At 63.2% G+C, this 24,917-nt stretch carries 19 protein-coding genes; 12 read left to right on the top strand and 7 right to left on the bottom strand.

Features of this window, described 5'->3' with window-relative positions; all coding sequences use genetic code 11:
- Window positions 1-5: 5 nt before the first annotated feature.
- The 5 genes from M2400_RS26795 to M2400_RS26815 are packed head-to-tail and all read left to right on the top strand — an operon-like array spanning window position 6 to window position 6,245.
- Window positions 6-1,223, top strand: a complete 1,218-nt coding sequence (locus M2400_RS26795) for a glycosyltransferase family 4 protein (RefSeq protein ID WP_177048758.1) — start codon at window positions 6-8, stop codon at window positions 1,221-1,223.
- Window positions 1,214-2,317 carry a glycosyltransferase family 1 protein gene (locus M2400_RS26800; RefSeq protein WP_177048759.1) on the top strand — a complete coding sequence of 368 codons (1,104 nt, stop codon included), beginning with the start codon at window positions 1,214-1,216 and terminating at the stop codon, window positions 2,315-2,317. The genes M2400_RS26795 and M2400_RS26800 overlap by 10 nt, the downstream gene beginning before the upstream one ends.
- A gap of 2 nt (window positions 2,318-2,319) precedes the next feature.
- Window positions 2,320-3,747 (top strand): O-antigen ligase, encoded by a 1,428-nt coding sequence (locus tag M2400_RS26805; RefSeq protein WP_177048793.1) that lies wholly within the window; start codon window positions 2,320-2,322, stop codon window positions 3,745-3,747.
- A gap of 2 nt (window positions 3,748-3,749) precedes the next feature.
- A complete protein-coding gene (locus M2400_RS26810) occupies window positions 3,750-5,165 on the top strand; it encodes a lipid II flippase MurJ (protein ID WP_177048760.1) in 1,416 nt (471 codons plus the stop codon).
- A gap of 15 nt (window positions 5,166-5,180) precedes the next feature.
- Complete coding sequence (locus M2400_RS26815; RefSeq protein ID WP_371318598.1) at window positions 5,181-6,245, top strand: acyltransferase family protein; 1,065 nt, start codon at window positions 5,181-5,183, stop codon at window positions 6,243-6,245.
- A gap of 18 nt (window positions 6,246-6,263) precedes the next feature.
- Here M2400_RS26815 and M2400_RS26820 read toward each other — a convergent pair whose 3' ends face one another.
- The 4 genes from M2400_RS26820 to M2400_RS26835 all read right to left on the bottom strand — a co-directional run bounded on the left by M2400_RS26820 (window position 6,264) and on the right by M2400_RS26835 (window position 10,923).
- Window positions 6,264-8,684, bottom strand: a complete 2,421-nt coding sequence (locus M2400_RS26820; RefSeq protein WP_259198948.1) for a TonB-dependent receptor — start codon at window positions 8,682-8,684, stop codon at window positions 6,264-6,266.
- Between the two features lie 83 nt (window positions 8,685-8,767).
- Window positions 8,768-9,727 (bottom strand): FecR domain-containing protein, encoded by a 960-nt coding sequence (locus M2400_RS26825; RefSeq protein WP_177078165.1) that lies wholly within the window; start codon window positions 9,725-9,727, stop codon window positions 8,768-8,770.
- Complete coding sequence (locus M2400_RS26830) at window positions 9,727-10,239, bottom strand: sigma-70 family RNA polymerase sigma factor (protein ID WP_177048763.1); 513 nt, start codon at window positions 10,237-10,239, stop codon at window positions 9,727-9,729. The genes M2400_RS26825 and M2400_RS26830 overlap by 1 nt, the downstream gene beginning before the upstream one ends.
- 102 nt (window positions 10,240-10,341) lie before the next feature.
- Complete coding sequence (locus tag M2400_RS26835; protein ID WP_259198949.1) at window positions 10,342-10,923, bottom strand: DUF4174 domain-containing protein; 582 nt, start codon at window positions 10,921-10,923, stop codon at window positions 10,342-10,344.
- A 244-nt stretch (window positions 10,924-11,167) separates the two neighbouring features.
- On the opposite strand from M2400_RS26835, the gene M2400_RS26840 reads away from it, so the two are divergent.
- Window positions 11,168-11,383, top strand: a complete 216-nt coding sequence (locus M2400_RS26840; RefSeq protein WP_003208231.1) for an AbrB/MazE/SpoVT family DNA-binding domain-containing protein — start codon at window positions 11,168-11,170, stop codon at window positions 11,381-11,383.
- Here the strand turns inward: M2400_RS26840 and M2400_RS26845 are convergent.
- Together M2400_RS26845 and M2400_RS26850 are read right to left on the bottom strand one after the other, a co-directional pair.
- Window positions 11,380-11,958 carry a GNAT family N-acetyltransferase gene (locus M2400_RS26845; protein WP_177116225.1) on the bottom strand — a complete coding sequence of 193 codons (579 nt, stop codon included), beginning with the start codon at window positions 11,956-11,958 and terminating at the stop codon, window positions 11,380-11,382. The two genes, M2400_RS26840 and M2400_RS26845, sit on opposite strands and share 4 nt — an antisense overlap.
- Before the next feature lie 72 nt (window positions 11,959-12,030).
- The gene (locus M2400_RS26850) at window positions 12,031-14,388 is read right to left on the bottom strand and encodes a DNA polymerase II (RefSeq protein ID WP_259198950.1); all 2,358 of its coding nucleotides are present in this window, start codon (window positions 14,386-14,388) and stop codon (window positions 12,031-12,033) included.
- A 230-nt stretch (window positions 14,389-14,618) separates the two neighbouring features.
- On the opposite strand from M2400_RS26850, the gene M2400_RS26855 reads away from it, so the two are divergent.
- From M2400_RS26855 to M2400_RS26880, 6 genes are all read left to right on the top strand, one after another.
- Window positions 14,619-16,853 carry a TonB-dependent siderophore receptor gene (locus M2400_RS26855; protein ID WP_259198951.1) on the top strand — a complete coding sequence of 745 codons (2,235 nt, stop codon included), beginning with the start codon at window positions 14,619-14,621 and terminating at the stop codon, window positions 16,851-16,853.
- 195 nt (window positions 16,854-17,048) lie between these two features.
- Complete coding sequence (locus M2400_RS26860) at window positions 17,049-17,933, top strand: LysR family transcriptional regulator (RefSeq protein WP_177078155.1); 885 nt, start codon at window positions 17,049-17,051, stop codon at window positions 17,931-17,933.
- A gap of 120 nt (window positions 17,934-18,053) precedes the next feature.
- Window positions 18,054-19,160 carry a tartrate dehydrogenase gene (locus M2400_RS26865; RefSeq protein ID WP_259198952.1) on the top strand — a complete coding sequence of 369 codons (1,107 nt, stop codon included), beginning with the start codon at window positions 18,054-18,056 and terminating at the stop codon, window positions 19,158-19,160.
- Window positions 19,161-19,162: 2 nt separating this feature from the next.
- Window positions 19,163-20,611 (top strand): aldehyde dehydrogenase family protein, encoded by a 1,449-nt coding sequence (locus M2400_RS26870; protein WP_259198953.1) that lies wholly within the window; start codon window positions 19,163-19,165, stop codon window positions 20,609-20,611.
- 32 nt (window positions 20,612-20,643) lie between these two features.
- Complete coding sequence (locus M2400_RS26875; RefSeq protein WP_259198954.1) at window positions 20,644-21,402, top strand: SDR family oxidoreductase; 759 nt, start codon at window positions 20,644-20,646, stop codon at window positions 21,400-21,402.
- Window positions 21,403-21,429: 27 nt separating this feature from the next.
- Window positions 21,430-22,401: a cyclase family protein gene (locus M2400_RS26880; protein WP_177048780.1), complete on the top strand. Its 972-nt coding sequence runs from the start codon at window positions 21,430-21,432 to the stop codon at window positions 22,399-22,401.
- A gap of 1 nt (window position 22,402) precedes the next feature.
- On the opposite strand, the gene M2400_RS26885 is transcribed toward M2400_RS26880, so the two are convergent.
- Window positions 22,403-24,832 (bottom strand): TonB-dependent siderophore receptor, encoded by a 2,430-nt coding sequence (locus M2400_RS26885; RefSeq protein ID WP_259198955.1) that lies wholly within the window; start codon window positions 24,830-24,832, stop codon window positions 22,403-22,405.
- Between the last annotated feature and the right edge of the window lie 85 nt (window positions 24,833-24,917).

The raw sequence follows: 24,917 nt of genomic DNA on the forward strand, positions 1-24,917 counted from the left end.
CACCCATGCGCATCCTCTGGATCCTGCCCTACTCGCCTTGGCCCGCTACCAGCGGTGGCAAGACGCGCCAGTTTCATTTGCTGCGCAGCCTGGCTGCGCGCGGGCACCGGATCACCTTGCTGTTGCATGACAAGCACGCGGTATCGCTCACCGATCGCCAGGTGCTGGAAGCCTTCCTGGAGCAGGTGATCATCCTGCCGCGCCGCCCGCTGCGCAGCCTGAAGACCCTGCTGGCCGGGCTGTTTGCACCGTACCCGTTGCTGGCCAGTGTGAATGGCCTGTCGGGTGCAATACAGGACACCTTCGAACGCTTGCTGGCCGAGCATTGGGACGTGGTGCAGATCGAGCACACCTATACCTTCCAGCCTTATGAAGATGCACTGGCCCGTCGCTCCCAGCCGTTTGTGCTGACCGAACACAACGTCGAATCGTCCCTTGGCGCGGCGACCTACGATCGCCTGCCGGGCTGGGCGCTGCCCTTTATTCGCTACGATCAATGGCGCTACGGCCGCTGGGAACGCCGGGTGATGCGCCAGGCCGCGCAAGTAGTCGCCGTGACTGAAGCCGACGCCCGGACCCTGGCGCAGATTGCCGGCAAGCCGGTGCCGGTGGTGGTCAATGGCGTGGATTGCGCGCACTTCGCCGCCGCCCGCCCGGACCCTGCGACCCGCCGCGTGCTGTTTCTCGGCAACTATGAATACGCGCCCAACGTCGATGCCATCGAGTGGGCCCTGGATGAAATCCTGCCGAAAGTGTGGGCCCGCTGCCCCGATGCGCGCATGAGCGTCTGCGGTTTTGGCATGCCCGAGAGCTGGCGCGAACGCTGGAAGGACGGGCGCATCGAGTGGCAAGGTTTTGTGCCCAACCTGCTGACACTGCAATCGAGCTGCTCGGTGTTTTTGGCACCGTTGCGCCATGGCGGCGGCTCCAAGCTCAAGGTGCTCGAAGCCCTGGCCGCCGGCCTGCCATTGGCCAGTACCGACCAGGGCGTGTCCGGCCTGGACCTGGTGCAAGGCCTGGATTACCTCGGCGGCCAAACCGCTGAAAGCCTGGCTGACGCCGTGGTGCGCCTGCTGCAACAGCCTGAAGTCGCAGCACCGATGGGTGAAGCCGGTCGCGCCTACGTGCGCCGTGCCCATGACTGGAGCGTCGCCGCCAGCCAGCTGGAGCAGGTGTACGCGCAACTGTCGCCCCTGAGCCAAAAGGAGCCGGCATGCGCATAGGCCTCGACTACCGCACCGTCGGCACCTCGCCGCAATCGGGCATCAGCCGCCAGGTGTACGCCCTGGAAGACGCCCTGCGCGCCATGCCCGGTATCGAGCTTGAACGCTTCAGCGTCGCGCCGCTGGGTGACGAGCTGCGCCTGAATGCCCATTGCCCGGAATGGGGCTGTGCCAAGACCGCCATGCACCAGCCCCACCAGCGCCTGCGTTTCGAGGCGGGGTTCTTGCCCAAGGCCCTGCGCGATGAGCGCATCGATCTGTACATCAGCACCTTCAATATGGGCCTGCCGCTGCCGCCCAAACCCAAAGGCCTGCGCACCGTGGTGTTGCTGCATGATCTGTTTCAGATCACCCTGGATAACTACCACGCCAACCGCCTGAAGGCGATGATCTACAAGGCCAGCGATCGCCTGTCGATCACTTATGCGGTGCACACGGCAGACCGGGTGTGGACGCCTTCGCAGTACAGTGCCGATGAAACGGCGCGCCTGTTTCCCAAGGCGGCGAGCAAGATTCGGGTGTTGCCCAATCAAGTGGTGGGCTTTGCCGGCGTGCCGGCGGACCTCACGGCCCGGCAACTGCCCGAGCACTACTGGCTGCTGGTGGGCACCCGGGAACTGCGCAAGAATGTGCCGTTCCTGGTGGACGCCTGGCAGCAAGCGCGCCGCCAATCGCCGAGCGTGCCGGAACTGGTGCTGGTAGGCAGCCTTGATCATTTGCCCGAAGCCCAACGCAGCTATCCCGGGATACGCGCGTTGAGCGGCGTATCCGACGCCGAGTTGCACGGCCTCTACCGCAAGGCCTCGCGCCTGTGGCAGCCTTCTTACGCGGAAGGGTTTGGCTTGCCGGTAATCGAAGCCCTGAGCGTCGGCACCCCGGTCGCGGTGGCCAGCGGTACCTCGCTGGATGAAATCACCCCGCCGTTGGCGCCGCGTTTTTCACCCACCGACGGTGCAGCCCTGGTGCAATTGATGCTGCACCTGGCCGACCAACCCATTGAACAACCGCCTGAACAGTTACGCAGCTGGGCCGAACGCTTCAACCACCAGGCCTACCGTCGGCGCCTGGCCGAACTGATCGAGGAATTGAATTGAGAATCTCACTGGGTAGCCTCGTCGCCATCGTCTTCGGCCTGCTGTTTGGTGGGTTGATCCTCTTTCTTTCCCCGGCCAAGGCCGTGCTGGCGGTGATCGGCCTGGCCGCTGCCGTGACGATTTTGCGGTTCCCGTTCTGGGGGCTGCTGCTGTTCGCCCTGGTGGCTACGTTCATGCCCTACTCCACCCTCAACCTGGGGATTCGCAGTACGGTCAGCGAAGCGTTGATCGCCCTGACGTGGGCGGCGGTGATCTGGCATGGTTTCCTCTCGCGCCTGCCGGCTGCGCCACCGCTGTCCCGGCGCCCCACCGACCGCATGTTGATGTGGCTGATGATCTTTACCGTGGTGCCGTTTATTGTCGGCCAGGTCAGCATCACCGCCGAGGCCAGCGGCCTGGCGAACTGGTTGCGCTGGTTGTTGAACCTGTCGGTGCTGTTCCTTGCCGCCAAGCTGCTGGTTGAGCAGAAAAACCGCGAAGCCCTGGTGATCGCGCTGTTGCTGGGCACCCTGGCGATGCTGGTGATGTCCATCGGCGTGTTTATCCGCTCGCGCTCGGCCTCGGGCATGCTGCCGATCCTGACCTTGATGAACTACGGCAGCCTCGACACCCTGTCCCTCGGCTTGGGGGCGATGGCCTCGCGGATGGGTTCGCCATGGATGCACCCCAATGCCACCGGCGGGATCATGGCGTTGCTGCTGCCGTTGGCGTTCTGCTACGGCATCACCAACACCGGCTGGAAACGCGGCCTCGGCCTGGGCGTTGCCTGCCTGGGCGCGGCAGCCCTGCTGTTGGCCAGTAGCCGGGGCGCGATGGTCAGCCTCGCGCTGGTACTGATCTGGATGGCATCGCGGCGGGTGCCGTACACCGGGCGTTTGCTGATGATCGGCGTGGCGCTGGCCGTGGCGCTGGTGCTGTCGTATCCACCGTTGCAGGAACGTCTGGCGACGATCTTCTCGGCCCAGAACGCGAGTACCGAAGTGCGCTTCGACGAATACCGGATGTTCCCCCAGGCCGTGGCCAGTTACCCGCTGGGTATTGGCTTCAAGGTAGACCCGCCGGTGCCGGGCACGCACCTGCTGGGGATTTCCAACCTGTGGCTGAACTTCGTCTACAAGACCGGCGTGATCAGCATGCTGCTGTTTATCGCCGTGACCTGGCGCTGGTGGCGCGAGTCCCGGCCGGAGATCGGCCCGATCCGCCTGACCAAGGACAACGCGATCTGGCTGGGCAGCACGGCGGGGATTCTGTCGGCACTGGTCAGCGGCTTTTTTGACCACTATTTCAGCTTCGCGCTGGTGATGATTGCGCTGTTCTGGCTGATGGTGGGGATCAACGTGCTGGAGGCGCGGCGCCTGTTCCCGGCGCGCCTGCCAAAGGCCAAGACCGTGTCCTACCGCAAGCCCGTGCTCGATAGCGTCGGGCCCTAGGCATGCTCGGATCGGCGTTCTGGTTGACCCTGGCGACCCTGCTGGGGCTGTGCCTCGGGTTTGCCCGTGAGTGGTTGTTGGTAGCGGCCTGGGGTGCGGGCGAGCGCAGCGATGCGTTCCTGATCGCGCTGTTTTTGCCCGAAGCGTTGCGTATGTCCCTGGCCGGAGGCGTGCTGAGTGCCGCCGCCTTGCCGCTGTACCTGCAACGCAAGGACGGCGAGCGCCTGGACTGGCTGGCGGTGTTGTTCCCGGCGCTGCTGTTGATTGCGCTGGTGACCAGCCTGCTCCTGACGTTGCTCGCGCCATGGCTGGTGCAACTGCTCGGCCCGGGCCTGGCGGCGACGGCCACCAGCCTTGCCAGCAGCAATTTGCAGATCCTCGCCTGGAGCGTGCCGGGCTTGATGCTGCATGCGCTGTTCAGTATTCCGTTGCAGGCCAACGAGCGCTTTGTGGTCGCGGGGCTCGGCTCGTTGCTGTTCAACCTGCCGCCGGTGACCTACCTCGCCCTCGCCGGTACCGCCACGCAACCGCATTCGCTGGCGTTGGCCTGCCTCACCGGCAGCCTGCTGATGCCCCTGGCGCTGCTGCCATCGATGTTGCGCCTGGGCTGGCGGCCGTGGCGGCTGCGAGCGTCGACCCTGGAATTGCGCGAACTGGGCGGGCGCATCGGGCCGTTGCTGCTGAGCAACGGCGCCAGCCAGGGCTTGGCATTGATTGAACGATTGGTGGCGTCGTTGCTGGGTGAAGGCGCCGTGACCTGGGTCAACCTGGCCCGCAAGCTGATGAACCTGCCGCTGATTGCCCTGATGAGCCTCAACCAGGTGCTGCTGGGCATGATGAGCCGGCGCCAGGGCGATGAGCGCCTGGCCCTGCTCAAGCGCGGTCTGGAAACCGCCAGCCTGCTGACCCTGCCCGCCGGCGTCGGCCTGGTGGCGGCGGCGCCGAGCCTGGTGGCGTTGCTGCTGCCGAAGCAGTCGGTGGATTCGCCGTTGCCGCTGCTGCTGGCCTGGTTTGCCGTGCCGCTGGTATTTGGCGCCTGGAACGCCCTGCTGGCGCGCTATGCCTACGCCGCTGGCGACACTCGCCAGCCGCTGCGTTGCGAGCTGTTGGGCAGCCTGGTGAACGTGTTGCTGCTGGGCGTGCTGCCGTTTGTGTTTGGCCTGGCGGGCATTCCGCTGGCCGCCCTCGCCGGCGTGCTGTGCACCGCGTTGCTGTTGATGCAACGCCAGGACTTGCTCGGTGCCCTGCCCTGGAAGTGGCACTGGGTATTGAGTGGGCTGGTGATGGGTTTGGCCGCGTTGGTGTTGTTTCGAATTCAAGGTATCTGGCTGCAGCTGGGGTTGAGCACCCTGGCTGGAGCCGTGGTGTTGCTGGGCATGGGCCTGTGGCTCAAGCCGTGGCGCAAGGCAGGTTTATAGAGTGGGAGCAGTCAGGTGAAAAAACGCTGGATTCAAATGGATATTGCCAAGGGCATTGGCATCCTGATCATCGTGTTCGGGCACGGCTGGTTCGTGGAGCATTCCCCGAACTTGCTGTACCCGATACTCGCGGTCTTCATCCTGCCGCTGTTCTTCTTCCTGTCCGGGGTGTTCTTCAAGCCCGAGCAGCCGTTTGTTGAAATGGCGGTGCGCAAGGCCGATGCCCTGCTCAAGCCGTTCTTCACCACGATGCTGGTGTACGTATTGGTGCGCGACCTCCTGCGTGGCCAACCGCTGCTGCCCGACATTGGCGGCGTGCTGTACGCCTCGGTGGATACCCTGCCCTGGCAGGCCTTGTGGTTCCTGCCACATTTCTGGGCGGCGATCCTGTTTGCCTGGGTGATGCTGCGGCTGATGCAACGCCTGGGCCTGTCCCTGGTGTGGAGCTGCGTGGTGGTGGGCGTGCAGTTGCTGCTGGGGGTCTGGACCCTGGACTGGTTCTGGCAGGTACCGATCACCGTCGGCGGCCAGACCTGGACGATGCCGGGGCTGCCCTTCAGCCTGGATGTGACGTTGATCAGCAGCACCTATTTCATCCTCGGCTATCTGCTGCGGGACGTGCTGCGCAGACACCAGAGTTCGCTGTTGAGCATGGTGGTGGCGCTGGTGGTGTACTTCGCGATTTTCATCCCGACCTGGGACACCATGGACCTGGCCCAGCGCCGCTATGACCATTGGCTGTGGACCAGTGCCCTGGCGGTGATCGGTGTGTACATCTGCTGGGCGCTGGCCGGGTTGATGATGACGTCGGCGGTATTGACCCGTGCCATGACCTACATCGGGCAGTCGACGCTGATCCTGTTGATTTTCCACGGCGAGATCCAGCACAAGACCATCGCCCTGCTGCAGCACCTGGGGTTGCCGGATGTGGCGGCGGCGTTTATCGGGCTGGTGGTGGCGGTGGTGGTGCCGTTGATGATCGGCGAGGTGATCAAGCGGGTGGCGTTCCTGCGGTTCTTCTACTTCCCGTTCCCGGTGCGCAAGGCGCCGGTGGTGGCCGGGGAGAAGCCTGGGGCATAAACCCCAGGCCTACGGCCGCTAGAAGTCGTACTTGAGGCTGGTCATCAGGTTACGCGGCGCACCATACATCCCATGGTTGCCCGCGTAGCTGAGGTACTCCCGGTCAAACAGGTTGTTGAGGTTGACCGAGGTGCTCAGCTTGGGCGTTATGTCATAGCGCACCAGCAGGTTGGCAATCGCATAGCTGCCCTGGCTGAAGGTGTGCAGGTCCTCGCCGACCTTGCTCTGCCAGTTCACCCCACCGCCCACGGTGACCTTGTTCAAGTCGCCCGGCAGGCGGTACGTGGTGAAGGTCTTCAAACTCTGGCGCGGCAAGGTGGTGACGATGCGCTTGTCGTCCGCATCGGTGCTCACCGCGTACGCGTAGCCGGCAGAGGCTTGCCAGCCTTCGGCGAGTTCACCGCTGAGTTCCAGCTCCACGCCTTCGGTGGTGGTGCCTTTCTCGTTGCGATAGGTGTTGCCGCCCGGGATGTCGATCCAGATCGCCAGGTTGTCCTGCTCCAGCTTGAACAATGCCAGGCTGGTGTTGAGCTGTTCATCGAAGAAGCTGCCCTTGAGCCCCACCTCGTAGCCTTTGCCCTCCATCGGCTCCAGCGGTTTATTGTTGATGTCCCGCACCCAGGTCGCCTGAGGGTTGAAGATCTTGGTGTAGCTGGCATACGCCGACCAGTTATCGGTCAGGTCATACACCACCCCGGCGTAAGGAATGTAGACCCCGGTTTGTGATTCATCGGTACGCGTGGCGTCGCCCACATACGGACGGTCCTGGGTTTCACGCTTCCAGTCGATCACCCGGCTGCCGAGGATCACGCTGAGGTCATCGGTGACCCGCAACCGCGTGCTCAGGTAGGCCGCGTACTGGCTCTCATCCGCCGAGGACTTGCCGGTGACGTTGAAGTCGGGCTTCGCCGAATGCCCATCCCAGGTGAACAGGTTGTCGATCGCACCGGCCGGCGAACCGGAATAGTCGTAGTGCCAGCCTCCATAGCTGGGCACGCTTTCGCGGTATTTGGACAGGGTCACGCCGGCGATCAACTCATGCTCACGCCCCAGCAAGTCGAACGGCCCGGTGGCGTAGAGGTCGAGGTTGTCCTGGCGCGGTGTGCCGGAGAAACGCACCGGCAATTGAGTGGTGCCGCTGCCGTCACGATTGAGGGAGCCGTTGACGTAGTTGAAGACCTCGTCGAACTGGTTTTCGCTGTGGGTGAATTCGGCCTTGGCGCTCCAGCCGTTATCGAACGTCTGCTCGATGGAGGTGAAGAAACTGGTCTGTTCATGGTCGTTATAGGACCAGGCCGGCGCGGTGTTCAGCGAACGACTGAGGTTGGTTCGCGAGCCGTCGGTAAAACGTGTGGGCAAGCCGGAACGGGCCGGCGAGTCGACGTCGGTGCGCAGGTAACTGAAGCCCATGGTCAACAGGGTGTCTTCGCTCAGGTCGAATTCGGTGATGCCGTAGAGCAGTTGGGTTTCCTGTTTGTAGCGGTCGATCCAGGCGTGTTCGGTCTTGTAGTCCGCCACCAGCCGCCCGCGCACGTTGCCGGTCTCGGTCAGCGGGCCGGACACGTCGAAGCCGCTGCCATAACGGTCCCAGTTACCCGCCTCGGCCGTCACGCTGGCCCGGGCTTGCGCCGTCGGGCGTTTGCGAATCAGGTTGATGGTGGCCGCTGGGTTGCCCATGCCGCTGATCAGGCCGGTGGCGCCGCGCACGATTTCCACCCGGTCGTACATGGCCATGCTTTGGGTGTAATTGTCCATGCGGGTGACGGTGGGCACGCCGTCGATTTCGAAGTTCTGGACCTGGAAGCCCCGGGAGAAATAACTGTCGCTTTCCGAGCCCAGGCCGTCACGCAGCACGATGATGCCGGGGGTGGCGTCGAGGGTATCGCTGAGGGTGCTCAGGCGCTGGTCATCCAGGCGTTGGCGGGTCATCACTGTCAGCGATTGCGGGGTTTCCCTGGGCGTGAGGTTCAGGCGCGTCGAGCTGCTGGAGGACTGGGTGGTGTAGGAGCCGGTGCCCTCGGTGGTCGAGCCCGGGGCCTTGCCGGAGATCGACACCGTGCCCAGTTGCAAGGCTCCGCCGGTGGGGCGCGGTTCCAGGGAATAGCTGTCGGCACTGCCGTGCACAGCTTGCAGGTCGGTGTTGCCCAGCAGAATCGCCAGGCCGCTGTCCAAGTCATGCCGCCCTTGCAGGCCGGGGCTGGTTTTGCCCTCGGTGAGCACCGCCGGGTACGACAGCAGGATATGCGTGACTTGGCCAAACTGGTTCAGCGCACCCGCCAGGGAGCCCGGTTTGATATCAAACCTGTATTGCTCAGCCGCCTGCACCCACGCCGGCGCCAGCAGCACCGGTGCTGCCATGGTCAGGCCGGCAATGCCCCGGACCACCGCAACGGCCAGTGTCTTTTTCAATGTGGTACGTATCGGTTGTCGCGCTTGCATGCCCTGCTCCCCAGTAAAGTTGGCTTCTGGGGATACGAGTCTCGTGAGAAACGCAAACGGACCACCCTCGGGCAAAAATAAATTCAGGCCAGGTTACGACGCGGCTTGAGGGTGACCCAGAACCGTGTGAAATGCTCCACGTCCAGCTTGAGGGTTTGCCCCAGGGTGGTGAGGATGCGGTCGGTGTCGCCCAGCGGGAACGTGCCGGACACCCGCAGGTCACTCACGGCCGGATCACAGGCCAGATGGCCGCGCCGGTAGCGGCTCAGCTCGTGAAGGAAGTCTTCCAGGCGCCGCCCCTGTGCGACCAGCATGCCGCGACTCCAGGCCAGCTCGCCGTCGCGCTGGGGCCTGCGGGCCAGCAGTGTATTGGTGTCAAAGCTGATGATTTCCCCGGGTTGCAGGCTGATGGTGCCCATGGGGATTTGCGCCGACAGCACGCCCTGGTCGGCGCCCAGTTGGGTGAAGCCGCCACGCTGACGAATGCTGAAGCGGTTGGCGGTGGCACGGGTCAGGCCTTCGGCGGTTTTGACCCAGAGCGGGCGCGTGTCCGCCGGGTTGGGCAACACCAGGATTTCGCCCCGCAGCAGGCTGATCTGCCGAACATCCTCGGTGTATTTCACGTCGATGGCGGTGTCGGTATTGAGCTGGACTTCCGTGTTGTCCGCCAGGTCGATGCGCCATTGTTCGCCGACACCAGTGCTGTAGTCACTGGTCCAGTGCTGCACCAAGGGGGTATCCCGGGCGGTCCACGCCACACTGCCGGCTGCCAGCAGCAGCGCGAGGTTCTTGATCACCCGGCGCCGCGACAATGCCGGCAGCAGTGCCGCACTCACCAATGCCTGATGAGCCGGCGCGCGCACGTCGTGCATCCGCTGGAAAAACCGTTGGGAATGCTGCCACGCCAGTTCATGTGCCGGGTCTTGCTGGCGCCAGGCAAGCCAGTCGTTACGGGTCTGTTCACTGACATCCGGCGACTGCAACTCCAGTTGCCAATGCATGGCCTGCTCGGCCGCTTCCAGGGACAGTGGCGACGGCTTCATCAACGCTGGCTGTCCAGCAGGATGCACTGGGCGCCCGCCTTGACGATGTAGCGCTTGACCGTGGTGATGCTCGCGCCAAGGCGCTCGGCAATTTCGCCATGGCTGAGGCCGTCGAGCTGCGACCAGAGGAACGCCTGGCGCACCGGCAGTGCCAGGCGGCTGAGGACTTCGTCGAGGGCAGCCAGGGTTTCCAGGAGGATCCACTGGGTTTCAGCGCTGGGGGCCGACTCTTCCGGCAACAGGGCCAGGGCCTGCATATAGGCCCTTTCGAGCTTTTGCCGGCGGAAGTGATTGGACAGCACGCTCTGCGCGACCTTCGCCAGAAAGCTGCGGGGTGCCAGGACTTCAACGGGCTGGTTCTTGGCGAGCAAACGCAGGAAGGTATCCTGGGCCAGGTCGGCAGCGCTCTGCGAGCAGTTCAAACGACGCCACAGCCACTGCTGCAACCAGCGGTGTTGCTGCTGGTAAAGCGTGGCCAGGTCAGTGGGAGTTGCCGCAGAAGTCGGGGACATGAAAGGCGCGCAGAGTGCAAATGATAACGCTTATCATATGACTCATGACGCCAGTGCTGCAAGTTTCTACCGCAAGGCCGGCTGGCCAGCTCTTGCGGGGGTTCAATCATCCAGTGCAGGTTGGGGCGCTGGATGCTTGGTGTTCTTGCCAGCCTTGGCGCCAGGCTTGGCAGCCGCTGGAGCCGCAGGCTCAGGCTCAGCCGGTGCGGCAAGGTCCTTTTCAGCCTGGGGCATCTGGTCAATCGCGCTGAAGAAATCCGCCAGGTTGAGGGTATCCGGTGGCACGGTCTTCTCGAGTTTCTTCTCGCCGTCCTTGCCCACCAGAATCACTTTGGTGCCACTGCCGGCGCCCAGCTTGAGCGCGCGGATCAGTGCGTTGGTTTCAGGCGGTGCGAGCTTCTTGTTGTCCTTGGCATCCTTGGCGAACTTCTCGCCCTCGGCACCAATGCTGCCGAAAGATACGGTGTAGAGCACCATGTTGCGCTCTTCAAAGGACTGCTTGTTGGCAGGCTCGTCCAGCTGTTTCTTGAGAGTGGTCAACGTCGGGTTACCGGAGTCGAGTTCCACCACCACCAACGGGCGTGACTTGCCCAGGTCCTGCTTGAGCGGATTGAGATCATCCGCGGCCAGCAGCGGCCCCGTAAAAGCCATCAAGGTAGCCAGGGTCAGCGACCGGATGAGCATGCACACCTCCTTTGAATTCCATGCAGGGTTCTTGAGTTTCATGTCTGCGACAGTCAAATTCAAGGATGATTCCTACGACAGCTTCAGAAAGCGTAGGTCAGGACGCCCGCGAAGCAAGGCGTTTAGCCACCTGACGCCTCATTGTTTCTTTTGATTGCGGATGCCCATCGTGGCCATTGCCAGGGCTCCTGCAGTGGCTTGAGGTGTTAGGCTAGGCCGTTCATTCGTTCAACGGGAAGCCATCATGCACAGCAAACGCGTCACGATCGAAGACTGGGACGGCGACGGCGCCATTCGCCTGCCGGACGAAGCCTTGCAGGAACTGGGGCTGGATGTGGGCGACACGCTGTACATCGTCGAGACCTATGTGGGCACACAGAAAGGCTTTGTGTTGTCGACCACGCCGAAGATTGCCGACCGGATGGATGAGTTGGTGGAAGAGCTGAGCCACAAGCCCTAGCGAGCCAGCCTGGCTTGCAAGCCTGCTTTAACCTGCGGCCATTCCGGATCAATGATGCTGAAGCGCACCGAGTTGCGCTTGCGGCCATCGGGCATGATGCGCTCGTGGCGCACAATGCCTTCCTGTACCGCACCGAGGCGCAGGATCGCGGCCCGGGATTTTTCATTCAGTTCATCGGTGGTGAACTGCACTCGCACACAGTCCATCACTTCAAACGCGTGGGTCAGCAGCAACAGCTTGGCCTCGGTGTTGACCCCGGATTTCTGCACCGACTGGCTGATAAACGTGTGGCCGATCTCCAGCTTGCGGTTGACCCGGTCGACCTTCCAGAACCGCGTACTGCCCACCACCTCGCCGGTATCGCGGCGCACGATCACAAACGGCATCATGGTGCCCGCCTCACGCCCGGCCAGGGCAATGTCCACGTACTTTTCGACGGTGTCGGGGCCGGGCACGTTGGTCACCTTCAGGTTCCACAATTGCCCGTCGGCGGCGGCCTGTACCAGGGCGGCCGAGTGTTCGCGTTGCAGGGGGCGGAGTTCGACCGTGGTGCCGGTCAGGGTGATTTCAGTCATGGGAATGTTGCGCCGTCTGGTGGTCGTCAGTGGCCAAGATTGCAGGCTCTCGCCGCTGCAAGGCAAGCCGTTTTAGAACAGGCCCATCTGGCCACCCACCAGGGTGCCGAAGTCGTCGTTTACGAACGGCAGGATCGCGTCCGCCACCGGCTGCAGTTGCCGGGTAACGTAATGGTCGTAGTCGATCGGCGCCTGGCGTACTTCCAGCGGTTCCGGGCCATTGACGGTAATCACGTAGCTGATCCAGCCACCGTTCTGGTACTGGCGCGGGCGGCCCTGGCGGTCGTTGTATTCGTCGGCCAGGCGTGCGGCGCGCACATGGGGCGGCACGTTGCGTTCGTAGTCGCCCAGTTGCCGGCGCAGGCGTTTGCGGTAGATCAGTAACTCGTCGAGCTCACCGCTCAAGGTGCGGCGCACGTAGTCGCGCACGTAATCCTGATGGGGCTGGCGGTGGAAGATCCGCTGGTAGAGCTCCTGCTGGAATTGCCGGGCCAGGGGCGACCAGTCGCTGCGTACGGTTTCCAGGCCTTTGTAGATCATGTCTTCGCTGCCATCGGCGCGGGTGACCAACCCGGCATAGCGCTTTTTGCTGCCCTCTTCCGCGCCGCGAATGGTCGGCATCAGGAAGCGGCTGAAGTGGGTTTCGTATTGCAACTCCAGGGCGCTCTGCAGGCCGAACTCATTCTGCAGGCGCTCGCGCCACCAGGTGTTGACGTGCTGCACCAGGTCCAGGCCAATGCGCGTGGCGCCTTCCTGGGAGTGGGCGCTGCCAAGCCAGACGAAGGTGGAATCGGTGTCGCCGTAGATCACTTCATAGCCGCGGGCTTCGACCAGTTCGCGGGTCTGGCGCATGATCTGGTGGCCGCGCAGGGTGATGGACGACGCCAGCCGGGTGTCGAAAAACCGGCAACCGCTGGAACCGAGTACGCCGTAGAAGGCGTTCATGATGATCTTCAGGGCCTGGGACAGCGGCGCGTTGTGTTCGCGCTTGGCCACTTCGCGGCCTTCGGAAACCCGCGCGACAATCGATGGCAGGCAATGCCGGGTGCGGGAAAACCGCGCACCGCGAAAGCCTTCCACCGACTCACTGTCTTCGGGGTGACGCAGGCCTTCGATCAGGCCCACCGGGTCGATCAGAAAGCTGCGGATGATCGACGGATAGAGGCTTTTGTAGTCGAGCACCAGCACCGATTCGTAGAGGCCCGGGCGCGAGTCCATGACAAACCCGCCGGGGCTGGCCTGGGGCGGCTTGTCGCCCAGGTTCGGCGCGACGAAACCCTGGCGGTGCATCAGCGGCATGTACAGGTGAGTGAACGCGGCCACCGAACCGCCGTTGCGGTCCGCCGGCAGGCCGGTGACGCTGGCCCGCTCCAGGAGGAATTTCAGCAGCTCGGTCTTCTCGAAAATCCGCGTCACCAGCTCGCAGTCCTTGAGGTTGTAGCGCGCCAGAGCCGGCTTGTCCTCGGCGAACATGCGGTTGATTTCGTCCATGCGCTGGTACGGTGTGGAGATCGATTTGCCTTCGCCGAGCAAGGTCTGGGCGACGTTTTCCAGGCTGAAGGATTCGAAACTCCAAGTGGCCGAACGCAAGGCTTCGATGCCGTCGATGATCAGCCGCCCGGCCGCCGCGGCGAAGTAGTGATTGCGGCTGCCGTGTTCGCGCCAGCCCATCGCATCGCCGCCACGGCCGAGCAGCAGCGGTACGTTCAGGCGCTGGGCGTGTTCGTGCAGGACGCGCAGGTCGAACTGCACCAGGTTCCAGCCGATGATCGCGTCGGGATCATGGGTGGCGAGCCACTGGTTCAGGCGTTCCAGCAGTTCAGCGCGGGTGTCGCAGTAGTCGAGCTTGAAGTCCACCGCATCGGTTTTGTTGGGCGGGCCGAGCATGTACACCTGGCGCTCGCCGCAGCCTTCGAGGGCGATGGAATACAGGTCGCCCTGGGCGGTGGTCTCGATGTCCAGCGACACCAGCTTTAGGGGCGGGCGGTAATCCGGCGCGGGTTTCATCTGCGCCTCCACCAGCATGCCGCCCTCGCCCGGCGTGCCGCCGAACCACACCGGCGCGGTGATGAAGCGCTCCATCATGTAGCGCTCGGGCGGGCGCACATCGCCTTCGTAGACGTCGATGCCGGCTTTGCGCAGGCGCTTTTCCAGGTCCATCAATTGGCGATGCTGTTTGGTGTACAGGCCCAGCACCGGGCGATGGTGGAAGTCGCAAAGCGCCAGGTCGCGCAACTCGATGCCGCGCTCACCCTTGACTTGCAGCTCGGCCGGCTTGCGATGGGCCTGGGGGATGAACATCACGGAGGTCTGCACCGGCAGGCGCACGAACCTTGGGCCTTGATCGGTGGCCAGCCAGAAACTGACCTCCGTGCCCGCCGGGGTGTCGCGCCAATGCCGGGTCAGGACAAACCCCTGCTGTAAATCCACCTTGCCACACCTCAAGAATCACTTTCAGGGCGTGATTCTACTCGGCCTGTGACAAGGCGCGGCGATTTAACGGAAATGACCTACGAACACGCAGCGAGCAGTCTCACAAAACTGTTGCAGAACATTAATGACAATCACTATCATTCGCACTGGAGTCGTATCCGCGCAGCGAGGACGCGCAACGTTGTTGCCCTTTTCCTCACAGTGACGGTTCGCCGTCAGGATCGACCATGCCCATTTCCACCCGCTTGGCTGTGCCGTTTCGCCCTACCCTGCTCGCCCTTTGCTGCTCCCTGAGCCTCGCCGCTCACGCCGCAACTCCAGAAACCCCGCAGGATGCGAACACCCGTCAGGATGGCAAGGCTCTGGAATTGGGCGCCACCACCATCAACGCCGACGCGGCCACGCCCAGCGCCCTGCCCCCGGTGTACGCCGGCGGCCAGGTGGCTCGCGGCGGGCAACTGGGGGTGCTGGGCAACCAGGACATCATGGACGTGCCGTTCAGCATGTCTTCCTACACTGAAAAACTGATCCGTGACCAGCAGGCCGAAAACGTCGGCGATGTGCTGCTCAACGATTCGTCCGTGCGCCAGGCGTCGGGTTATGCCAACCAGGCCCAGGCCTTTGTGATTCGCGGCCTGCCGCTGAATGGCGACGATATTTCGTTCAACGGTTTGTACGGCATCCTGCCGCGCCAGATCATGTCCACCGACGCGCTGGAACGGGTTGAAGTGTTCAAGGGCCCCAACGCCTTTATCAACGGCGTGACGCCGGGCGGCTCCGGGATTGGCGGCGGTGTGAACCTGCAACCCAAACGCGCCGATGATGTGCCGCTTCGCCGTTTCAGCACCGATATCAGCAGCGATGGCCGGGTCGGCGAGCATCTGGATATCGGGCAACGTTTTGGCGAGGACAATCGGTTTGGCGCACGGGTGAATATCTCCCAGCGTGAGGGCGATACCGGGATTGATGATGAAAGCCAGCGCTCGAAGCTGTTTGCGGTCGGCCTGGATTATCGCGGTGATGCACTGCGCCTGTCGGGGGATTTTGTCTACTCGAAACAGCAGATCAATGGCGGGCGCAACACCGTGCTGATTGGCCAGAACCTGACCCACATCCCCAACGCGCCTTCGGCTGACACCAACTACGCGCCGAGCTGGGGCACCAGCAGCCTGGAAGACACCTTCGGCATGCTGCGCGCCGAGTACGACCTCAACGACAACTGGACGGCCTACATCGCCGGCGGCGCCAAGCACACCAACGAGATCGGCCGTTACTCGTCGGTGACGCTGAATGACACCCTGGGCAACGCCACCGTCAGCGGCTCGCGCATCGCCCACCAGGAAGACAACACCAGCCTGATGGCGGGCCTGAACGGCAAGTTCCAGACCGGCGCTGTCAGCCACAAACTTAACCTCGGGCTGACCGGGATCTGGGCCCAGACGCGCAACGCCTATGACTTCGATCTCACCGGCCACGCCAGCAATATCTATAATCCGGTGGACGTTGCCGGGCCGGCCAAGGGCGGCTTCGTGGGCGGCGACCTGAACGACCCGGGCATCACCGCCAAGACCTTCGCCCGCAGTGCAGCGATCTCCGACACCCTGGGCTTTATGGATGATCGCTTGCTGGTGACTGCCGGTTTGCGCCGCCAGGAACTGGTGGTTCAGGGCTTTGCCTACGGCACCGGCACTCGCACTGCCGACTACGACAAGTCGATCACCACACCGGTGTACGGCCTGGTGTTCAAGCCGTGGGACCATGTGTCGTTCTATGCCAACCATATTGAAGGTTTGGCACAGGGGCCGACCGCGCCTCAGACCGCCGGCACGAAAACACTCACCAACGCCGGCCAGGCCTACGCCCCGGCGCGCTCGAAACAGACCGAAGCCGGGGTCAAGGTCGACATGGGTACCTATGGCGCAACCCTGGGCGTGTATCGCATCGAGCAACCAACCGACGGTTACTCACAACTTAGTGCCGACGGGTTAAGCGCCACGTATGTTCGCCAGGGCGAGCAAGTCAACAAAGGCGTAGAACTCAACGTGTTCGGCGAACCCATCGCCGGCCTGCGCCTGCTGGGCGGCGCCACCATCATCCACACCGAAGTCCACGGCACCCAGAACGGCGCCAACGACGGCAACCGCGCCATCGGCGTACCGACCTTCCAGCTGAATGCCGGCGTGGATTGGGATGTACCGGGCCTGCAAGGCGTGACGGTTAACGGCCGCATGCTGCGCACCGGCGGCCAATATGCCGACGCGGCCAACAACCTCAGCCTGCCCGCCTGGAACCGCTTCGACGTGGGCGCACGCTACACCTTCAAGGTGGACCAGCGTGACGTCACCCTCGGCGCCACCGTGGAGAACGTCGCCAACACCAAGTACTGGGAATCGGCACTCGGTGGTTACCTGACCCAAGGTGACCCGCGCGTGGCGAAGTTGTCGGCCAGCATCGACTTCTAACCCCAACCAATGTGGGAGCTGGCTTGCCTGCGATGCAGGCACCTCGGTGTGTCAGATGCACCTCGGTGACGCTATCGCAGGCAAGCCAGCGCCTACAGAAATGCAGATCTGCTTTCAGCCCTTTTGTTTGCCGGATATTGGACAGCCGCGTGCCAACTGCGTAGTTTTTCACCCACTGCGCACAAGGACCCCGGCATGTCCCCCGACCTCACTTCCATCGAGCTGTTCCTCAAGGCGGTCAAGCTGGGCAACCTGTCCCGGGCGGCCGAGCAATCCCACCTCTCCCTCTCTGCCGCCAGCCGGCGCCTGTCGCTGCTGGAGCAGCACTTCAAGGTGGCCCTGCTGACCCGCACCTCCACCGGCGTTTCGCCGACGGCGGCCGGGGACGTGTTGGCCCAGCATGCGCAGTCGATCCTGCGGGCGGTGGACGGCATGCACGCCGACCTCGCCGACTACGCCAAGGGCGCCACCGGCCGGGTGTGCCTGTACGCCAACAGTTCGGCGATGAGCCAGGAACTGCCGCGCCAACTGACCCAATGGAATACCTTGCACCCGGGCATCCGCCTGGATATTCGCGAAGAGCGCAGCCGGGAAATTCTCCAGGCCGTACGTGAAGGCGTGGCGGATGTGGGCATCGTCACCACCCGCTCCAGCGGCGAAGAGCTGCGCTTTGAGCCCTACTGCCAGGATCGCCTGTGCCTGATCGTACCCAATGATCATCCGTTGAAAATGCGCCATGCGCGTTTTGAGGATTTACTCGGCTATGACTTTGTCGGGCTGGAAGACAACGCCGCCATCACCCCGTTGATCAGCGAAGCCGCCGCCGCCATCGGCATGCCGTTGCGGCTGCGGATGCAGGTGCGCAGTTTCGAAGCAGTGTGCCGCTTGATCGCTGCCGGCCAGGGCGTGGGCGTGCTGCCACAAGGGGCGGTGCAGATTTTCCGTAAGGAGATGGCCTTGCGCTTTATCGAAATCGACGACAGTTGGGCCGACCGACAGATGTACCTGTGCATGCGCAAGGAACAGCCTTCACTGACCAGCCTGGCGCTGTTCGACTACCTCAGCGCCAACCCGGCGTAAATCTTCGGCCTTCGAATTTTGCGAAGGCCGATTCCACAATTAGCAATTCCCCTGTTGCTGCAGCTGTGCCAAGAATGCCCTCGCCAGACCTTCCTATAAAAACAACACAGGAGACACGGCGTGTCCCATTCCAACACCCGCTCCACCCACCGCATCGCCGTGATTCCCGGCGACGGCATCGGCCGCGAAGTGGTGCCCGAAGGCCTGCGGGTACTGGAGGCCGTCAGCCGGCGCTTCGGTATTCACTTTCACTTCGACCACTTTGCCTGGTGCAGCGAGCACTACCTGGCCCACGGCACGATGATGCCCGACGACTGGGCCGAGCAGATCGGCAGCCATGACGCGATCTTCTTCGGCGCCGTCGGTGCGCCCGACATCGTTGCCGACCACACCGCCGTGTGGGAGTCGCTGCTGAAGATCCGCCGTCAGTTCGATCAATACGTGAATATCCGCCCCGTACGCCTGATGCCCGGCGTGCCCTGCCCGCTGGTCGGCCGCGTGCCGGGAGACATCGATTTTATCGTGGTGCGGGAAAACACCGAAGGCGAATACTCCAGTGTTGGCGGGCGCATGTGGGAAGGCACTTCGCGGGAAATTGCGGTGCAGGAGTCGATCTTCTCCCGCGAAGGCGTGGACCGCGTGGTGGACTACGCCTTCAAGCTCGCGCAACAGCGGCCCCGGAAAAACCTGGTGGCGGCGACCAAATCCAATGGCATTTCGATCACCATGCCGTTCTGGGACGAGCGGGTGAACGAAATTGCCCGGCGCTACCCGGACGTGAAAACGGCCAAGTTCCACATCGACATTCTGTGTGCGCACTTCGTGCAGCATCCCGACTGGTTCGATGTGGTGGTGGCCTCCAATCTGTTTGGCGACATCCTTTCCGACCTGGGCCCGGCGTGCACCGGCACCATCGGTATTGCACCGTCGGCCAACCTCAATCCGGAGCGGCGCTACCCGTCGTTGTTTGAACCGGTGCACGGCTCGGCGCCGGACATTGCCGGCCTCGGCGTTGCCAATCCCATCGGGCAGATCTGGTCGGCAGCGCTGATGATCGAACACCTCGGCGACGGCAATCCGCTGTACCAGGAAGCGGCGGCGGCCATCGTGTCCGCCATCGAAACGGTGCTTGCCGAAGGCCCGCGCACCCGGGAAATGGGCGGCAGCGCCAGCACCGTCGAACTGGGCCGCGCCATCGCCGAATGCGTCGCAGGGAACAGGAGCTGAACATGACCAACGCACATTACATCGCCAACCAATGGCAGACGTCGACCTCGCGGGAAGACATTCCGGTGATCGACCCGAGCACCGGCGAAACCTATTCGAGCATTGCCCGTGGCACGGCCGCCGATATCGATGCGGCGATCAGTGCCGCACGGCAGGCGCTGGGGGAAACCTTCGATGGGCCGTGGGGAACGTTGTCTGCCGTGGAGCGCAGTCGCCTGCTGGCCAGGCTCGGCGCGGCCGTGCTGGAGCATCATGAGGAACTGGCGCAGATCGAAGCGCGGGACACCGGTAAGGCCTTGAAAGTCGCCCGCGCCGATGCCACCGCCCTCGCCCGTTATTTCGAGTACTACGCCGGTGCCGCCGACAAGTTGCACGGCGAAACCTTGCCGTATCAAGCGGGCTACACCGTGCTGACGGTACGCGAACCCCATGGCGTGACCGGGCATATCATCCCGTGGAATTATCCGATGCAGATTTTCGGGCGCAGTGTCGGCGCCTCGCTGGCGGCGGGCAATGCCTGTGTGATCAAGCCGGCGGAAGATGCCAGTTTGTCGTTGCTGCGCCTGGCGCAGATTGCTGCCGAAGTGGGCTTTCCGGCCGGCGCGATCAATGTGGTCACCGGTTATGGCTACGAAGCCGGCGCGGCGTTGTGCGCGCACCCGGGCATCGATCACATCTCCTTCACCGGCTCAACTGCTACCGGCACGGCGGTGTCGAAAGCCGCCGCCGAGCGCCACTGCCCGGTGACCCTGGAGTTGGGCGGCAAGTCGCCCCAACTGGTGTTCGCCGACGCCGACCTGGATGAAGCGCTGCCGGTGCTGGTCAATGCCATCGTGCAGAACTGTGGGCAAACCTGCTCCGCCGGCAGCCGCTTGCTGGTGGAGCGCAGCATTTACGAAAGCCTGATTACGCGCCTCAGCCAGCGTTTTTCCGAGCTGCGTGCCGGGCCTTCGGCGCTGGACCTGGACATGGGCCCGCTGATCAACCAGAAGCAGCAACGCCAGGTGCGCGAGTTCATTCGCGAAGCCGAACAGGCCGGGATCACCGTCGCTGCCCGCGGCACGGTGGTGGCCGAGGCTGGCAGCGGTGGGTATTTCCAGGAGGCGGTACTGTTTCGCGACGTGCCGCCAGACAGTCGCCTGGCGCAACAGGAAGTGTTCGGCCCGGTGCTGGCGGTGATGCCTTTCGACGACGAAGCCGAAGCCGTTCGCCTGGCCAACGGTACCGAGTTCGGCCTGGTGGCCGGCGTGTGGACCCGCGACGGCGCCCGCCAAATGCGCCTGGCCCGCAAGCTGCGCTGCGGCCAGGTGTTCATCAATAACTACGGGGCCGGGGGCGGCGTCGAACTGCCATTCGGCGGCGTGAAGGCCAGCGGTTATGGCCGGGAAAAAGGCTTCGAGGCGCTGCTGGGCTTTACCACCTTGAAGACCATTGCGATCAAACACGGTTGATTCCTCACAACAACAAGAACGGAGAACACACCATGCGTTTAGCCAATAAAGTTGCGATCGTCACCGGCGCCGGCTCGGGTTTTGGCGAGGGCATCGCCAAGACTTTTGCCCGCCAGGGCGCCAAGGTCATCGTCGCCGACATGAATGCCGTCGGTGGCGAGCGGGTGGTCAATGAAATCGCCGAAAGCGGCGGCCATGCGCATTTCATCGAGGTCAACGTAGCCAATGATGAAAGCATGGGCGCCCTGCTGCGCGGCACCCTGGAACAGTTCGGCGGCCTGGATATCGTCATCAACAACGCTGGCACCACCCACCGCAACCGGCCCATGCTGGAAGTCGACGAGGCCGAGTTCGACCGGGTATTTGCAGTCAACGTCAAAAGCATCTTCCTCAGCGCCAAGCATTTTGTGCCGCACTTTCGCGGCCAGGGCGCCGGTGTGTTCGTCAACATTGCCTCGACGGCGGCGATCCGTCCGCGTCCGGGACTGGTCTGGTATAACGGCAGCAAGGGTGCAGTGGTGGTCATGAGCAAGACCATGGCGGCAGAGCTGGGACCGGACAATATCCGCGTCAACTGCGTGAATCCGGTAGTGGGTGCCACGGCCTTGCTCAGCGAATTCATGGGCGTGCCGGACACCCCGGAAAACCGCCAGAAGTTCATGGCGACCATTCCCCTGGGGCGCTTTTCCACCCCGCAAGATGTGGCCAACGCCTGCCTGTACCTGGCGTCGGACGAAGCGGCGTTCATCACCGGCACGTGCCTTGAAGTCGATGGCGGGCGCTGCGTGTAACTCACTCTCACAGGGACCGGAATTGCTATGTGTGATCTTCATAATAAGAACGAGCCGAACACCCGGGAATTGCTTGAAGGCCTGCCAAAGAACTGGGGTAAATGGGGACCGGACGACGAAGTCGGCGCCCTCAATTACCTGACTGAAGCCGAAGTACTGCGGGGCGTTGCTTCGGTACGCCAGGGCAAGACGTTTACCCTGCAAGTGCAGATCGGCCACCCGGACGGTGACCCGATGTGGCCCGCGCGCAACCCGTCGATGCGCTTCAACACCCTCGACCACAGCCATTACCACTTCGGCAAACAGCCGCACATGACCGGCGGCGCGGCGTATTCCGACGATGTGATCTTCATGCAGCTGCAAGGCTCGACCCAGTACGACGCCCTCGGCCACGCCTGGTACGACAATCAACTGTGGAACGGCTACGACGCCCAGACCACCGTCGGCGGCATGGCCAAGGCCAGCGTGCTGGCGATTGCCGAACGCGGCGTGGTGGGCCGCGCCGTACTGATCGACATGGCCCGCCATCGCGGCAAGAAGTGCCTGGGCCGCGGCGAAACCTTCAACCACCTGGACTTGCTTGAAGCCGCCAAAGCCCAGGGCGTAACCATTGAAAAGCGCGACATCCTGATCATCCGCACCGGCTCCATGGGGGCGTTTTATGAACTGGGTAAAGCCGAGTTCTTCAAGGACCTGATGGAGCCGGGGCTGACCTACAGCCGGGAACTGGTGGAGTGGTTCCACGACATGGAAATCCCCAACCTTGTGACCGACACCATCGCCAACGAAGTGATCACCGACCCGGTGTCCGGGGTGCAGATTCCGCTGCATTGCGCGCTGATGCGCAACCTGGGGATCGCCTTCACCGAAATCGTGTTGCTGGAGGAACTGGCCGCCGACTGTGCGGACGACGGCCAGTGGAAATTCCTCTACACCGCCGCACCGTTGAAGATTGTCGGAGGCAGTGGTGCGCCGGTGAATCCGGTGGTGATCAAGTAGCTCACCAGTCGTAGGTAACGGCCAGGGACGCGGTGCGCTCCTGGCCGTAGTAACAACCGAAGGCGTAGTTGCAGGACGAAACGTAATCGCGGTTGAACACGTTCTGCACGTTGAGGCTGGCTTCAGCGCCCTTGAAGGTGGGGCTGACGCGGCTCAGGTCGTAGCTGACCGTGGCGTCATACACCACGAAGGACGGGACCTTGAAGGTGTTGTCCGAGTCGCCGTATTTCTTGCCGGTATAACGCGCGCCACCGCCCAGGGTCAGGCCGGCCAGAGCCTCGCTGGCGAAGTGATAGTCGGCCCATACACTGCCGGTCCACGGCGCCTGGGCCTCGTTGCGGTTGCCTTCATTGCCGTAATTGCTCTTGGTGTAGAACGAGTCCAGGTAGGACAGCGCACCAATCAGCTCGACCTGACCGACCCGCGCCTTGCCCTCAAACTCGACGCCACGGGAACGCACTTCGCCTTCCTGAAGTTGATACTCGGGAAACACCAGGTCGCCGGTCAGCACGTTTTTCTGCTTGATCTGGAACACCGACAGCGTCAGCAACGAGCTGTCGTTGGGCTGGTACTTGAGCCCCGCTTCGTACTGCTCACCCTCCACCGGCTTGAATGCCTGGCTCCCCCGTTGCGGGGCCTGGCTGCCGGTGCTTGGGAAAAACGATTCGGCATAGCTGACGTAAGGCGCCAGGCCGAAATCGGTGAGGTAGGCCAGGCCGATACGGCGCGTGAGTTTCTTGTCTTTCTGGCTGACGTCGCTGTGGGCCAGCAGGTCGCGGTTCACCACTTCGGCCCAGTCTTCACGCAGGCCGATAGTGAGGATAAAGCGATCAAACTTGATCTGGTCCTGGGCATACAGGCCGGTTTGCTCCACCGTATTGTTCCACTTGGTGGTCAGCACGGGCTGGCCAAAGGTGTGGTAGTTGGTGGGTTTGTACAGGTCGATGATCTCCGCGTTGTAGAGGTTGTAACCCTGGTACTTGCGGGTGAACTGACGGTAGTCGACGCCCGTCAGCAGCGTATGTTCAAGGGTGCCGGTGGAGAACTTGGCCTGCAGGTTGTTATCGATGGTGTAGGCCGAGTTGTGTTGGCGCCAGTCCAGCTTGGTGCGGGTGGCGCGGGTATCGTCGGTGCTGCCGTCGGGGAGCGTGGCGAAGCGGTTCAGGTAGAAGCCTTTGTAGCGGTCGTTGACGTCGGTGAAACGTGCTGTCTGGCGATATTCCAGGGTGTCGCTGAAGGCATGGGAGAAGTCATAGCCCAGCACGTATTGGTCACGGATGTAGTTGTTCCAGTCGGAGTCGCCGAGGAACGCGTCGCGGTCGATGTGCCGGCCCTGGGAGTTGCGGTACAGCGTGCCGATTGAAGGCAGCGCCTGGTAGTCGGCCAAGGCCTTGTCACGCTGGAGTTGCGCGTACACGGTCAGGGCGGTGTCGTCGTTCGGCGCCCAGGTCAGGCTGGGGGCAATCAAGGTGCGTGAGTCGGAGGTGTGGTCGACCATTTCGTTGCCGTCCTTGACCAGGCCGATCAGGCGATAGCTCAGGGTCTTTTCCTCGTCGATCGGGCCACTGACATCCACCGCACCGTTGACCCGGTCATAACTGCCGATGCCAAGCTTGACCTGATGCCGGGCGTCGGTGGTCGGTCGCTTGGACACCAGGTTGACCATGCCACCCGGTTGGTTCTGGCCGTACAAAACAGACGCCGGGCCCTTGAGCACTTCGATACGCTCCAGGGTGTAGGGGTCGATTTGCGGCGCGCCGCCGAGGCTGCCGGCGTAGGGCAGATAGGCGCCGTCAAGGTACAGCAAGGTCGGTGCGAAACCGCGGCTACCCACTTCGTCGGAGGTGGTGTTACGGTCGGTGTAGCCGTTGGTGTCGATGCCCGGCGTATAGCGCAATGCCTGGGTGACGTTACGCGCGCCCTGAACCTTGATCTGGTCGGCGGTCACCACGTTGACCGTCTGCGGGATCTCCATGATCGGCGTATCGGTCTTGGTGCCGGTGGCACTGCGGGTGGCGACATAACCGTCCACCGGGCCCCAGGCATTTTCGGCGGTTTGCCCGGTGACCGTGGTAGCGCCCAGGTTCAAGGCGCCGCCCTGGGGAAGCAGGTACAGGGTCCAGGTGCCGTTCTCGGTGACGCTCAGGCCCAGGCCGCTGCCCGCCAGCAGTTGCTGCGCGGCTTGCTCCGGGCTGAACGGCCCGCGCAAGGCAGGCGCGCGGCGCCCCTGGAGCAACGCCGGATTGGCCGAGAGTGTGCGTCCGCTTTCGCGGGACAAGCGGCTCAGGCTGTCGCCAAGGTCGGCAGCGGGCAGGTCGAAATACCGGACCACGCTGTTACCCGTGTCGGCCAGCGCCACGGCGGGTTGGCCAATCACGGCCAGGGTAACGGCGAGAGTCAGCAGGCAGGGGCGGATCATCAAAGGTGTCATGGGTGAGAAGGCTCGTTGTCAGGTGGACGTTCCCTAACCTTGACCAGCGAGACGAGCGATCCCCTCATGCCAATTGAAAATAATT

Origin of the sequence: Pseudomonas sp. BIGb0558 (assembly GCF_024807515.1) — a bacterium.
Classification (GTDB): domain Bacteria; phylum Pseudomonadota; class Gammaproteobacteria; order Pseudomonadales; family Pseudomonadaceae; genus Aquipseudomonas; species Aquipseudomonas yamanorum_A.